This is a genomic window from Cobetia sp. MMG027, from assembly GCF_027947415.1.
Lineage (GTDB): Bacteria > Pseudomonadota > Gammaproteobacteria > Pseudomonadales > Halomonadaceae > Cobetia > Cobetia marina.
Genome location: NZ_JAQJIO010000006.1, coordinates 234,025 through 246,072, shown reverse-complemented (window position 1 = coordinate 246,072; position 12,048 = coordinate 234,025). Strand labels below are relative to the sequence as shown.

Here is a 12,048-nt window from a genome sequence, read left to right as displayed (position 1 = left end):
GCAATCTCCTTATGCTGTTGCTGGCGCCACGAGCGGGGCGATCAACACCTCGACTCCATGAGCGCGAATCTGGTCACGCGCAGCATCAGGCAACGCGTCATCGGTTATCAGGGTACTGATGCTGGACCAGGCCAGCTCCAGGTTGGGAATGCGACGGCCCAGCTTGTGGGATTCCGCCATCACCACGACTTCTCGCGACACCTCGGCCATCACGCGTGACAGGCCGATCAGCTCATTGAAGGTGGTAGTGCCACGTTCGAGGTCCAGACCATCCGCGCCGAGGAAGACCTGGTCGAAGTCGTAGCTGCGCAGCACCTGCTCCGCCACCTGTCCCTGGAAGGAATCGGAGTGCGGATCCCAGGTACCACCGGTCATCAGCAATACCGGCTCGTTTTCCAGCTCGCGAATGGCATTGGCCACGCTCAGCGAGTTGGTCATCACGATCAGGTCATCACGCCCCTTGAGCTCGGGGATCAGCACCACCGTGGTGGTACCGCTGTCGATGATGATGCGCTGATGGGCGCCGATACGGCTGGCTGCCAGGCGGGCAATGGCCTGCTTGGCGGCACTGACCGGTTCGTCATGCACCAGCAGTTCACGCGGCATGGCCACGGCGCCGCCGTAGCGCCTGAGCAGCAGGCCGCTCTTCTCGAGAAAGGCCAGATCCTTGCGGATGGTGACCTCGGAAGTGGCGAGTTCCCGCGCCAGTGCCTCGACACTGACTTCACCGTCACGTCCCAGTTGTTCGAGGATCTGGTGACGCCGTTGTGGTGTCAGACGCTTGGACATCAGGGCCCCCTATAAAGTTTCGAAACGAAAGATAAGTGAGGAATAACGAAACATCAAGTGAAAGACGAGACAGGATGAGACGATTCATTCCTGCACGCCGTTCCACAGAGCTGACCGCGATGACAAAACGGGGAGACACCTGTCGGTGCCTCCCCGTTTCTGATGCCCACCTTCACTCACCAGCAAGCATCGCGACTGAAGCTGCCGTTCACTTCTTGGTCGGACGCGGCCATTCCGGCTTGTCGATACGCTTGCCACGCGCCACGCTCAACGCACCTTCGGCGACATCGCGGCTCAGGGTCGAGCCAGCGCCCACGGTGGCACCCGCACCGATCTTGAGCGGCGCCACCAGCGCGGAGTTGGAGCCGATGAAGGCATTGTCACCAATTTCGGTTCGGAACTTGTTGGCACCGTCATAGTTGCAGGTGATGGTGCCGGCACCGACGTTGACTGCCTCGCCGAGGGTGGCATCACCGACATAGCTCAGGTGATTGATCTTGGCGTTCACGCCCACCTGGGCATTCTTGGTCTCGACGAAGTTGCCGATGCGCGCGCCGCGCGCCAGTTCGGTTCCAGGACGCAGACGTGCGAAGGGCCCGACATTGTTGTCACCTTCCAGTACCGCACCATCGATGACGCTATGCGGCGCGATGTTGGCGCCGGCACCGATGGTGGCATTGCGGATCACGCAGTGGGCGCCGATGACCACATCATCCGCCAGGGTGACGTCGCCTTCGAAGATGCAGCCGACATCGATGCTGATGTCAGTGCCGATGGTCAGCTTGCCGCGCACGTCGATGCGCGCCGGGTCCGCCAGGCTGGCACCTTCGGTCATCAGGCGGTTGGCCTCACGACGCTGGAAGGCGCGCTCGAGATCGGCCAGCTGCAGACGATTGTTGACGCCCTGCACTTCCTCGACCGCCGCCGGCTGGGCGGTGGCGATGTTGACACCTTCGCTGGCCGCCATGGCGATGATGTCGGTCAGGTAGTACTCGCCCTGGGCGTTGTCGGCGGACAGCGCAGGCAGCCAGCGCTTGAGCTGGGCACCGGTGGTGGCGAGGATACCGGTGTTGCCTTCCTGGATGGCCAGCTGCTCCGGCGTGGCATCCTTGTGCTCGACGATGGCGCTGACGCGACCTTCGCTATCGCGCACGATACGGCCATAGCCTGTCGGGTCTTCCAGAATCACCGTCAGCAGGCCAAGAGTCTGCTCACTGACTTCGGCCAGCAGCGCCTCGAGGGTCTCGCGACGAATCAGCGGCACATCGCCATACAGGATCAGCACCTTGCCATCGCCGATGGCTTCCAGTGACTGGGCCACGGCGTGACCGGTGCCCTTCTGCTCTGCCTGAACGGCAAAGCTCGCGCCGGTGTCGGCCAGCTGCTGCTGCACACGCTCACCACCATGACCGATGACGACATTCAGATGCGCACCGTCCAGGCCTGCAGCGGTGTCAGCCACATGACGCACCATCGCCTTGCCTGCCAACGGGTGCAGCACCTTCGGCAATTTGGAACGCATGCGGGTGCCCTGGCCTGCGGCAAGAATGACGACGTCGGTACGCTCTGCACTGCTCATCGGTGAACTCCTGTAGAAAGCGGGTCTTCATACCTGAAGCCCCTGAAAATAATGGCGCCATCATAGCAGCTGAACCCTGAGCTGCCAGTGACGAGGTTTACCCACGGCCCTGTCGCCGAGAACAGACCCGCGAAAGCATCAGTCGCCCGCAAGACACCTGAGCCATCTCTCCGATGGGCTCGACACCCTTCCTGATGAGCCCGGTCAGTCCCCGGCGTCACAGGAACGACCTTCGATGGCTAGAGGCATCAGTCCTCTCGGGCATAAAAAAAGGCGACCCGAAGGTCGCCTCTTTCCTGTCACTGGCCGTCATGGCCCAGTGCATCTCAGCGCGTGTGACGACGCATCTGCTGCACGGTGCGCAGCTTGGCCATCGCCTCGGCCAGTTCGGCCGTGGCGCGTGAGTATTCCAGTTCGGAAGCCTGATCGTTCATGGCCTTCAAGGCCACTTCCTTGGCTTCCTGGGCTGCCGCCTCATCCAGATCGTCGGCACGTACTGCGGTGTCGGCGAGGACTGAAACGAGGTTCGGCTGCACTTCGAGGAATCCACCACTGACGTAGTAGATTTCCTCAGCCCCACCCTGACGCTGAACGCGAATCGGGCCGGGTTGCAGCTCGGTCAGCAGCGGTGCGTGACCCGGCATGATGCCGAGGTCACCTTCGCTGCCGGCAGCCACGAGACGCTCGACCAGGCCGGAAAAGATGCCTTTCTCAGCGCTGACGATGTCGCAATGGACGCTCATAGCCATACCTGTTTCCTCATGCCTGAACAGGGAAATTACATGCCCTTGGCTTTCTCGACAGCTTCGTCGATGGTGCCGACCATGTAGAACGCCTGCTCCGGCAGTGCGTCATATTCGCCGTCCAGGATACCCTGGAAGCCGCGGATGGTGTCCTTGAGGGACACGTACTTGCCCGGCGCGCCGGTGAAGATTTCCGCCACGAAGAACGGCTGTGACAGGAAGCGCTGGATCTTGCGCGCACGTGCCACGGTCTGCTTGTCTTCGTCAGACAGCTCGTCCATCCCGAGGATGGCGATGATGTCCTTCAGCTCCTTGTAGCGCTGCAACACACCCTGAACGTTACGGGCAGTGTTGTAGTGCTCCTCGCCGACGACCAGCGGGTCGAGCTGACGAGAGGTGGAGTCGAGCGGGTCAACGGCCGGATAGATACCCAGCTCGGCAATCTGACGAGACAGTACGACAGTCGCGTCAAGGTGCGAGAAGGTGGTCGCCGGAGACGGGTCGGTCAAGTCATCCGCGGGGACGTAGACGGCCTGCACGGAAGTGATCGAGCCGGTCTTGGTAGAAGTGATGCGCTCCTGCAGGACGCCCATCTCTTCCGCCAGTGTCGGCTGATAACCCACCGCGGACGGCATACGACCCAGCAGTGCGGACACTTCGGTCCCTGCCAGGGTGTAACGATAGATGTTGTCGACGAACAGCAGAACGTCACGACCTTCGTCACGGAACTTCTCGGCGATGGTCAGGCCGGTCAGTGCCACGCGCAGACGGTTGCCGGGCGGCTCGTTCATCTGACCGTAGACCAGGGCAACCTTGTCGAGAACGTTGGATTCCTTCATTTCGTGGAAGAAATCGTTACCTTCACGAGTACGCTCACCCACGCCCGCGAACACGGAGTAACCGCTGTGCTCGGTGGCGATGTTACGGATCAGCTCCATCATGTTGACGGTCTTGCCGACACCGGCGCCGCCGAACAGACCGACCTTGCCGCCCTTGGCGAACGGGCAGACCAGGTCGATGACCTTGATGCCGGTTTCCAGCAGCTCGTTTGATGCTGCCTGTTCCGCGAAGCTCGGGGCTGCACGGTGGATCGGCATGTGCTCATCCGCACCCACGTCACCCGCTTCATCGATCGGCTGACCCAGCACGTTCATGATGCGACCCAGAGTCGCCGTGCCGACCGGCACGGAGATCGGAGCACCAGTGCTCTCAACTGCGAGACTGCGCTTGAGGCCTTCGGTCGAACCCATTGCGATAGTACGGACCACGCCGTCGCCCAGCTGCTGCTGGACTTCGAGTACGGTCTCGCTATCGGCGACGTTCAGGGCGTCGTAGACCTTGGGCACTGCGTCCCGCGGAAACTCGACGTCAATCACCGCGCCGATGATTTGTACGATACGTCCGCTCATTCCTGGTTCCTCTTAAACCTGCGATTGAAACCTGCTTGCCTGTTGCCACGCTGTCATCAGACGGCGGCGGCACCGGATACGATCTCGGAGATTTCCTGAGTGATCGCTGCCTGGCGGGCCTTGTTGTAGACCAGCTGGAGGTCGTCGATCAGGTCGCCGGCGTTATCGGTCGCACTCTTCATTGCGATCATTCGCGCTGCCTGTTCGCAGGCGATGTTCTCGACCACGGCCTGATAGACCTGGGCCTCGACATAGCGCTTGAGCAGCTTGTCGAGCAACGAGACGGCATCCGGCTCATACAGGTAGTCCCATGTAGTGGGACCGGTTTCTTCGTCGTTCTGATCAGCTTCGAGAGGAAGCAGCTGACGCACGACCGGCTTCTGCGTCATGGTGTTGACGAACTCGTTGAACACCACGTACAGACGGTCGAGGCTGCCCTCGTCGAATGCGTCCAGCATGGCCTTGACGCTACCGATCAGATCCTGGGTACCCGGGGAATCCCCGAGACCGGACTTGGCGGCAAGCAGGTTGCCACCGTAGTTGCGGAAGAAGGTACCGGCCTTGGAGCCGAGGGCACAGAAGTCCACCTCGACACCCTGGTCGCGCCAGCTCTTCGCATGCTTGGTGACAGCCTTGAACAGATTGGCGTTCAGGCCACCACACAGGCCGCGATCACTGGAGACCACGATATAACCGACACGCTTCACATCGCGTTCCATCAGATACGGATGGCGATATTCCGGGTTGGCCCGGGCGATGTGTCCTACAACCTTGCGGATCTGATGGGCATAAGGCTGGCTGGCCGCCATGCGATCCTGCGCTTTACGCATCTTCGACGCAGCCACCATTTCCATGGCGCTGGTGATCTTTTGCGTATTTTTGATGCTCCCGATCTGGGAGCGAATCTCTTTTGCAGCTGCCATAGCGATCTGCCTTATTCATGCCACCCGAAGGGAAACGACAAGGCCCGGACTGGCCGGGCCATGTCACTTACCAGCTCTGGGTCGCCTTGAACTTCTCGACGCCAGCCTTGAGACCATTCTTGATCTCGTCATCGTAGCCGCCGGACTGATTGATCTTGTCCAGAAGATCCGCGTGCTCGGAGCGCATGTAGTCAAGCAGCGCTTTCTCGAAGCCCAGCACCTTGGCGACTTCGACGTCGTCCAGGTAGCCTTCGTTGGCCGCGAACAGCGAGATCGCCATGTCGGCCACGGACATCGGAGAGTACTGCTTCTGCTTCATGAGCTCGGTGACACGCTGACCGTGCTCGAGCTGCTTGCGGGTCGCTTCGTCCAGATCGGAGGCGAACTGCGAGAAGGCTGCCAGTTCACGGTACTGAGCCAGTGCCAGACGCACACCACCACCCAACTTCTTGATGATCTTGGTCTGGGCAGCACCACCGACACGGGAAACAGACAGACCCGCGTTGATGGAAGGACGGATACCGGAGTTGAACAGGCTGGTCTCGAGGAAGATCTGACCGTCGGTGATGGAGATCACGTTGGTCGGAACGAACGCGGAGACGTCGCCACCCTGGGTCTCGATGATCGGCAGCGCGGTCAGGGAGCCGGTCTTGCCTTTCACTTCACCCTTGGTGAACTGCTCGACATAATCGGCGTTGACGCGTGCAGAACGCTCAAGCAGACGGGAGTGGAGATAGAAGACATCACCCGGGTAGGCTTCACGGCCCGGCGGACGCTTGAGCAGCAGGGAGATCTGACGATACGCCCATGCCTGCTTGGTCAGATCGTCATAGACGATCATCGCGTCTTCGCCGCGGTCGCGGAAGTACTCGCCCATGGTGCAACCGGCGTACGGTGCCAAGAACAGCATGGCAGCCGGGTCGGAGGCACCAGCCGCGACGATGATGGTGTGTTCCATCGCGCCGTGCTCTTCGAGCTTGCGCACGACGTTGGCGATGGTGGACTGCTTCTGGCCGACGGCGACGTAGACGCAGGTAATGCCCTTGCCCTTCTGATTGATGATGGCATCAATCGCGATGGCGGACTTACCGATCTGGCGGTCACCGATGATCAGCTCACGCTGACCACGGCCGATCGGCACCATGGCATCGATGGACTTCAGACCAGTCTGCACCGGCTGGTCGACCGGCTCACGGGCGATGACGCCCGGAGCGACCTTCTCGACCGCGTCAGTCAGCTTGGCGTCGATCGGGCCTTTGCCGTCAATCGGGTTACCCAGAGCATCGACCACACGGCCGACCATTTCCGGACCCACCGGCACTTCGAGAATGCGACCGGTGCACTGCGCGGTCATGCCTTCTTCGAGTTGCAGGTAGTCGCCCAGGACGACAGCGCCGACGCTATCACGCTCAAGGTTGAGCGCCATACCAAAGACGCCACCCGGGAATTCAATCATCTCACCGAACATGACGTCTGCGAGGCCGTGGATCTGCACGATGCCGTCGGAGACGCTGACGATGGTGCCCTGATTACGGGCTTCGGATGCGACGTCAAGCTTTTCGATACGCTGCTTGATGATGTCGCTGATCTCGGAAGGATTCAGTTGCTGCATGCCATGTCCCTCGGACTCAGGAGTTCAGTGCTTCGGAAAGCCGGGCCAGCTTGCCGCGCACGGAGCCGTCAATGACGGTATCTCCGGCACGGATGATGACGCCGCCGAGCAGCGTACTATCCACCTGAGTGGTAATGGAGATGTCGCGGTTCAGACGCTTGCGCAGGGCGGTGGCGAGCTTCTCTTCCTGCTCGCTTTCCAGTGCAAAGGCGGACACCAGGGTCACCTCGACACGCTGTTCCTGCTCGGCCTTCTGGGCCTCGAACAATTCGGCCACGGAGGGCAGGGCCGCGAGGCGGTCCTGCTCACCGAGAGTCCGGATGAAGTTGCGTGCGTTGTCGTCCAACGCGTCGCCGCACACGTCAATGAAGGTGTCGACCTTGTGCTCGGTAGAGAGCTTCGGGTTGTCGAGCACCGCCTTGACGGTCGCGTCGACAGCGACGTTCGCCGCTGTCGACAACATTCCGGACCAGGCCTCTAGCGCCTGCTGGCCGCGTGCAAACTCGAACGCCGCCTTGGCGTACGGGCGAGCCGCGGTGGAGGTAGACGTTTCAGCCATGGAATCAGTCTCCTCAGAGCTCAGCAGCGAGTTTGTCAATCAGCTCGCGGTGCTTGGCTTCGTCGATGGAGGATTCCAGGATGCGCTCTGCACCGATCACTGCCAGAGATGCGACCTGACCACGGAGCTCGTCCTTGGCCTGGTTGATCTCCTGGGTGATCTCTGCGCGCGCCTGAGCGACCATACGCTCGCCTTCGGCACGGGCAGCTTCACGAGCTTCCTCGATCATCTGGTTGGAACGCTTGTGCGCCTGCTCAATGATGCTTGCTGCTTCTTCCTTGCTTTCCCGCAGTGTCTCGCTGGCTTTTTCCTGCGCCAGTTCGAGGTCACGGGTAGCACGGCTGGCAGCATCCAGACCATCTGCAATCTTCTTCTGACGTTCTGCCAGAGCCTGTGTGACCGGCGGCCAGACATACTTCATGCAGAAGAAAACGAAGACCGCAAAGGCGATGGCCTGACCAATCAGGGTTAAGTTCAGATTCACGCCAGCACCTCTCGCTTCACGATTGTTGGGTCATAAACACGGTTGGCCTGTGGCCAGCCGATGTTTAACCGACAAACGGGTTGGCGAAGGTGAAGAACAGCGCGATACCGACACCGATCATGGTCACGGCATCCAGCAGACCAGCGACGATGAACATCTTGACCTGCAGCTGCGGGATCATTTCCGGCTGACGCGCGGCGCCTTCCAGGAACTTGCCACCGAGGATACCGAAACCGATGGCGGTGCCCAGGGCGCCCAGACCGATCAGCAGGGAGACGGCGATAGCGGTCATGCCAAGAACTTGTGCTTCCATTGTGGAACTCCAGTTTTAGTCAAGTTTAAGTCAAGGGTTGAGGGTGTGAGCAGAGCTCGGAAATCTTGCCCCGCGCCACGAATGGCACGGGGCGGGTACATCAGTGATCTTCGCTGGCCATGCTCAGATAGACGATGGTCAGCATCATGAAGATGAATGCCTGCAAGGTGATGACCAGGATATGGAAGACTGCCCACGGGAAGTGGAGCGGCAGCTGCCAGATACCGACCAGCGAGATCAGAATGAAGATCAACTCGCCTGCATACATGTTACCGAACAGACGCAGCGCCAGAGAGATCGGCTTGGCGATCAGCGTCACGAATTCAAGCAGGAAGTTGACCGGGATCAGCGCGATCTGTGCCAGCTTGTTCGGGGTATTGAACGGGTGCAGCGTCAGTTCGGCCACGAAGCCCTTGAGGCCCTTGACGCGAATGGAGTAGAAGATGATCAGCGCGAACACGGACAGTGACATGCCCAGTGTGGCGTTGATGTCGGTGGACGGTACCACCTTGAAGAACACGTGAGCCGGATCGGCGCCGAACATCTCGCCAACCTTGGCAGCAACGCCCGGCAGCCAGTCGACGGGGACCAGGTCCATCAGGTTCATCAGGAAGATCCAGCAGAAGATCGTCAGCGACAGCGGCGCGATCAAGCGGGAACGACCGTGGAAGGTCTCCTTGACGGACTGATCGACGAACTCGACCATCAGCTCGACGAAGTTCTGCAGACCACTCGGCACGCCGGTGGTCGCGGACTTGGCGACCTTGCGGAACAGGCACAGGAAGATCAGACCCAGCCCGATGGACCAGCCCATGGTGTCCAGATGGATGGCCCAGAAGCCCATGTCGGAGGCTTCCTGGGCACTGTGCGCCATGGACCACCCGTGTTCGGGGTGGTTACCGAACGTCAGATTCTGCAGGTGGTGCTGAATATATTCGGAGGGACTCGGGTTGGTGCCTGCCATTACTCTGCCTCAGGTTCGTGTGTACGGTGTTCGCTTCACCAGCCAGGGGCCCAGCCAGTGAACCGCCATTGCCGCCACGTAAGCGCAAAAAAATAAAGCGGGGTTTGAGGGCGGCACTGCAATGAAGAAGAATGCAAACAATACGGCCGTCAAACCGAACTTACCGGCCTCAGCCTGATAGAAGGCCTTGACCATCGCCTGGGCGTAACGTGCACCCGTCACGCGCAATGAACGCCAGGCAAAGAACAGGTTGGGCAGCAGGCAGACCAGGCCACCACACAGGGCAGACAATGCCGCGCCGCTTCCCTTGCTCACCCAGGACAGGAGTACGGCACACAGAATCACCAGCGCCTGGCCCCAGAGAAGTCGCGCGACCTGAGGGCGTCGCAAGGCAGCGGGTGTCGTCTTGTGCATCGTGAACCTGTCCATCGCAGTGATGACTCTCGCCAATCCCTGTCACTGCGCATCCTGCAGCCGGGGAGCAAACTCGCCGGATTATAGGGGAGCGCCGCATCGCCATCAACCAAACTGCCGGCTAAATTCCTTGATCTTTCGCAAGCTTACGACCAAAGCCTCACCATCTTGCGTGAAACAGATGACAGTTGGCTTACGTTGACAGTCGCTTGCGATGCAGGCGACGTAGGGTTGCGCCTATCACAACCCGCCGTCAAGACGATCTTGCCGCTCCGGTCAGAGAAACGCACTTCATGGCCCTGCGACAATGCGTCACAGGGCCACGAAAACGACCAGAGAAGCACGGAAAGGCTCGATGTCAGCCGATCACCTGCACCGAAGGCACGCCATGCCTAGTGGATATGACCGAGAATGCCATCCAGCTCATCCAGGCTGGTATAGGAGATGGTGACCTTGCCCTTGCCGCTCTTGCCATGACGGATATTGACCGCCGCCCCCAACTGCTCTGACAGCCGGGTCTCCAGGCGCTGGATGTCCGCATCTGGCCTGGGTGCGGAAGGCTTGGTCTGCTCCCCTTTCTGCACGCTTTTCACCAGCGCTTCCGTCTGGCGCACGGTCAGCTCACGCTCGACCACCTCATGAGCCAGCTTGCGCTGACGTGCAGGACTGAGCCCGATCAGGGTACGGGCATGGCCCATGTCCAGCTCACCGCGTTCCAGCAGTGTCTGCACTTCCTGGTCCAGCGTCAGCAGACGCAACAGGTTAGCCACTTGCGCACGTGAGCGACCGACGGCATCCCCGACCTGCTGCTGAGTCAGTTCGAACTCGTCGAGCAGGCGCTTGAGCGCCATGGCCTCTTCGACCGGATTGAGATTCTCGCGCTGGATGTTCTCGATCAGCGCCAGAGCCAGCGCGATCTCGTCACTGATGCCTTCCCGGATGACGGCCGGAATGGTGTCCAGTTCCGCCAGCTGGGACGCCCGCCACCGCCGTTCACCCGCGATGATCTCGTAACGTCCTTCCGCGATGGGCCGCACCACGATGGGCTGCATGACCCCCTGGGCGCGAATGGAATCCGCCAGTTCTTCCAGCGCTTCCGGCTGGATGTCACGCCGCGGCTGGTACTTGCCACGTTGCAACTGCCCCAGTGGCAGGCGCTCGAGGCGCTCGCCGGACAGCACGGCTGCCTCGGCCCCGGTATCCGTCGCACCACCAGCGGCATTCCCGCCGTCGGGCGACAAGGCGTCAGTCGTGGCCGCCGGCAGGGCGCCTTCGGCATCAGATTCGGCATGGCGGCGGCGATTGCCAGCGCCGATCAGGGCATCCAGGCCCCTTCCCAGGGCACGCTTACGCGTCATGGACCTTCCTCGGTGAAGTTACAGCGAGAGACGACGAATCAATTCCTTGGCGAGCACGCGATAGGCCTGGCTGCCACGCGACAGACGCGCGTACTTGGTGACCGGCAGACCATGGCTCGGCGCTTCGGCCACCCGCACGTTGCGTGGAATGGTGGCCTTGATCAGGGTATCGCCAAAGTAATCGGAAAGTTGCTTGCTGACATCGCGGGTCAGACTGTTGCGGGCGTCGTACATGGTGCGCACGATCCCGAACACGTCGAGGGCCGGATTCACGTTGCCCTGTATCTGCTCGACGGTATCCAGCAGCGCTGACAGGCCTTCCAGAGCATAGAACTCGCACTGAAGGGGAATCAGGACACCATGGGCGGCGGTCAGGGCATTGACGGTCAGCATGTTGAGCGAGGGCGGGCAGTCGATCAGCACCACGTCGTATTCCGAGGCGATCGGGGCGAGTGCCTCGGCAAGACGCCGCTCGCGCCCTTCGACATCCAGCAGGTCGACTTCGGCGGCCGTGAGATCGCCATTGCCCGGCAACAGGGCATAGCCGGCATCCGGGCAGTCGAGAATCACGTCGCTGGCCCGCAGTTCACCCAGCAGCACGTCCAGCACACTGCCTTCCAGGTCATGCTTGTCGATGCCACTGCCCATGGTGGCGTGGCCCTGGGGGTCGAGGTCGATCAGCAATACGCGGCGATCGAGCGCCGCCAGCGAAGCGGCGAGATTGACGGCTGTCGTGGTCTTGCCGACACCACCTTTCTGGTTGGTCAGCGCGATGATCTTGGTCACGAGCGACTTCCTTGGTTCCTTGAGAAGCGGGGCCTTTGGCACCAGCCGCATGCTCACGAGGGCAGATCATGGATCTGCCCTCCCAGAGCCTCAGGCTGCCTGCCTTTTGCGCCCG

General features: G+C 61.1%; 13 protein-coding genes. All 13 read right to left on the bottom strand.

Annotated elements, in window-relative coordinates:
* Window positions 1-9 precede the first annotated feature (9 nt).
* The 13 genes from PJK54_RS10305 to PJK54_RS10245 all read right to left on the bottom strand — a co-directional run bounded on the left by PJK54_RS10305 (window position 10) and on the right by PJK54_RS10245 (window position 11,933).
* A complete protein-coding gene (locus PJK54_RS10305; protein ID WP_077379812.1) occupies window positions 10-789 on the bottom strand; it encodes a DeoR/GlpR family DNA-binding transcription regulator in 780 nt (259 codons plus the stop codon).
* Window positions 790-997: 208 nt separating this feature from the next.
* On the bottom strand, window positions 998-2,368 hold the full coding sequence (glmU, locus tag PJK54_RS10300; RefSeq protein WP_271302758.1) for a bifunctional UDP-N-acetylglucosamine diphosphorylase/glucosamine-1-phosphate N-acetyltransferase GlmU: 1,371 nt from the start codon (window positions 2,366-2,368) through the stop codon (window positions 998-1,000).
* A gap of 326 nt (window positions 2,369-2,694) precedes the next feature.
* Complete coding sequence (locus PJK54_RS10295) at window positions 2,695-3,117, bottom strand: F0F1 ATP synthase subunit epsilon (RefSeq protein ID WP_054556360.1); 423 nt, start codon at window positions 3,115-3,117, stop codon at window positions 2,695-2,697.
* Window positions 3,118-3,146: 29 nt separating this feature from the next.
* Entirely contained in the window at window positions 3,147-4,520 is a 1,374-nt protein-coding gene (gene atpD / locus PJK54_RS10290) for a F0F1 ATP synthase subunit beta (protein ID WP_077379807.1), read from the bottom strand.
* A gap of 56 nt (window positions 4,521-4,576) precedes the next feature.
* A complete protein-coding gene (gene atpG / locus PJK54_RS10285) occupies window positions 4,577-5,443 on the bottom strand; it encodes a F0F1 ATP synthase subunit gamma (RefSeq protein ID WP_065392631.1) in 867 nt (288 codons plus the stop codon).
* A gap of 67 nt (window positions 5,444-5,510) precedes the next feature.
* A complete protein-coding gene (gene atpA, locus PJK54_RS10280; protein ID WP_065392630.1) occupies window positions 5,511-7,055 on the bottom strand; it encodes a F0F1 ATP synthase subunit alpha in 1,545 nt (514 codons plus the stop codon).
* A 16-nt stretch (window positions 7,056-7,071) separates the two neighbouring features.
* Window positions 7,072-7,614 carry a F0F1 ATP synthase subunit delta gene (locus PJK54_RS10275; RefSeq protein ID WP_077379805.1) on the bottom strand — a complete coding sequence of 181 codons (543 nt, stop codon included), beginning with the start codon at window positions 7,612-7,614 and terminating at the stop codon, window positions 7,072-7,074.
* Between the two features lie 13 nt (window positions 7,615-7,627).
* A complete protein-coding gene (locus tag PJK54_RS10270) occupies window positions 7,628-8,098 on the bottom strand; it encodes a F0F1 ATP synthase subunit B (RefSeq protein WP_065392628.1) in 471 nt (156 codons plus the stop codon).
* A 64-nt stretch (window positions 8,099-8,162) separates the two neighbouring features.
* Window positions 8,163-8,411, bottom strand: coding sequence for a F0F1 ATP synthase subunit C (gene atpE / locus PJK54_RS10265; protein ID WP_011508579.1), 249 nt, complete (start codon window positions 8,409-8,411; stop codon window positions 8,163-8,165).
* Window positions 8,412-8,511: 100 nt separating this feature from the next.
* Entirely contained in the window at window positions 8,512-9,375 is an 864-nt protein-coding gene (gene atpB / locus PJK54_RS10260) for a F0F1 ATP synthase subunit A (RefSeq protein ID WP_077379803.1), read from the bottom strand.
* Between the two features lie 9 nt (window positions 9,376-9,384).
* Entirely contained in the window at window positions 9,385-9,789 is a 405-nt protein-coding gene (locus tag PJK54_RS10255) for an ATP synthase subunit I (protein ID WP_077380014.1), read from the bottom strand.
* 392 nt (window positions 9,790-10,181) lie between these two features.
* Window positions 10,182-11,147 (bottom strand): ParB/RepB/Spo0J family partition protein, encoded by a 966-nt coding sequence (locus PJK54_RS10250; RefSeq protein ID WP_084209564.1) that lies wholly within the window; start codon window positions 11,145-11,147, stop codon window positions 10,182-10,184.
* A gap of 18 nt (window positions 11,148-11,165) precedes the next feature.
* On the bottom strand, window positions 11,166-11,933 hold the full coding sequence (locus PJK54_RS10245) for a ParA family protein (RefSeq protein ID WP_077379799.1): 768 nt from the start codon (window positions 11,931-11,933) through the stop codon (window positions 11,166-11,168).
* Between the last annotated feature and the right edge of the window lie 115 nt (window positions 11,934-12,048).

Coding starts and splice junctions, on each gene's coding strand:
- PJK54_RS10305 (WP_077379812.1), bottom strand. CDS start 789: ATGTCCAAGCGTCTGACACCACAACGGCGTCACCAGATCCTCGAACAA.
- glmU (WP_271302758.1), bottom strand. CDS start 2,368: ATGAGCAGTGCAGAGCGTACCGACGTCGTCATTCTTGCCGCAGGCCAG.
- PJK54_RS10295 (WP_054556360.1), bottom strand. CDS start 3,117: ATGGCTATGAGCGTCCATTGCGACATCGTCAGCGCTGAGAAAGGCATC.
- atpD (WP_077379807.1), bottom strand. CDS start 4,520: ATGAGCGGACGTATCGTACAAATCATCGGCGCGGTGATTGACGTCGAG.
- atpG (WP_065392631.1), bottom strand. CDS start 5,443: ATGGCAGCTGCAAAAGAGATTCGCTCCCAGATCGGGAGCATCAAAAAT.
- atpA (WP_065392630.1), bottom strand. CDS start 7,055: ATGCAGCAACTGAATCCTTCCGAGATCAGCGACATCATCAAGCAGCGT.
- PJK54_RS10275 (WP_077379805.1), bottom strand. CDS start 7,614: ATGGCTGAAACGTCTACCTCCACCGCGGCTCGCCCGTACGCCAAGGCG.
- atpE (WP_011508579.1), bottom strand. CDS start 8,411: ATGGAAGCACAAGTTCTTGGCATGACCGCTATCGCCGTCTCCCTGCTG.
- atpB (WP_077379803.1), bottom strand. CDS start 9,375: ATGGCAGGCACCAACCCGAGTCCCTCCGAATATATTCAGCACCACCTG.
- PJK54_RS10255 (WP_077380014.1), bottom strand. CDS start 9,789: ATGCACAAGACGACACCCGCTGCCTTGCGACGCCCTCAGGTCGCGCGA.
- PJK54_RS10250 (WP_084209564.1), bottom strand. CDS start 11,147: ATGACGCGTAAGCGTGCCCTGGGAAGGGGCCTGGATGCCCTGATCGGC.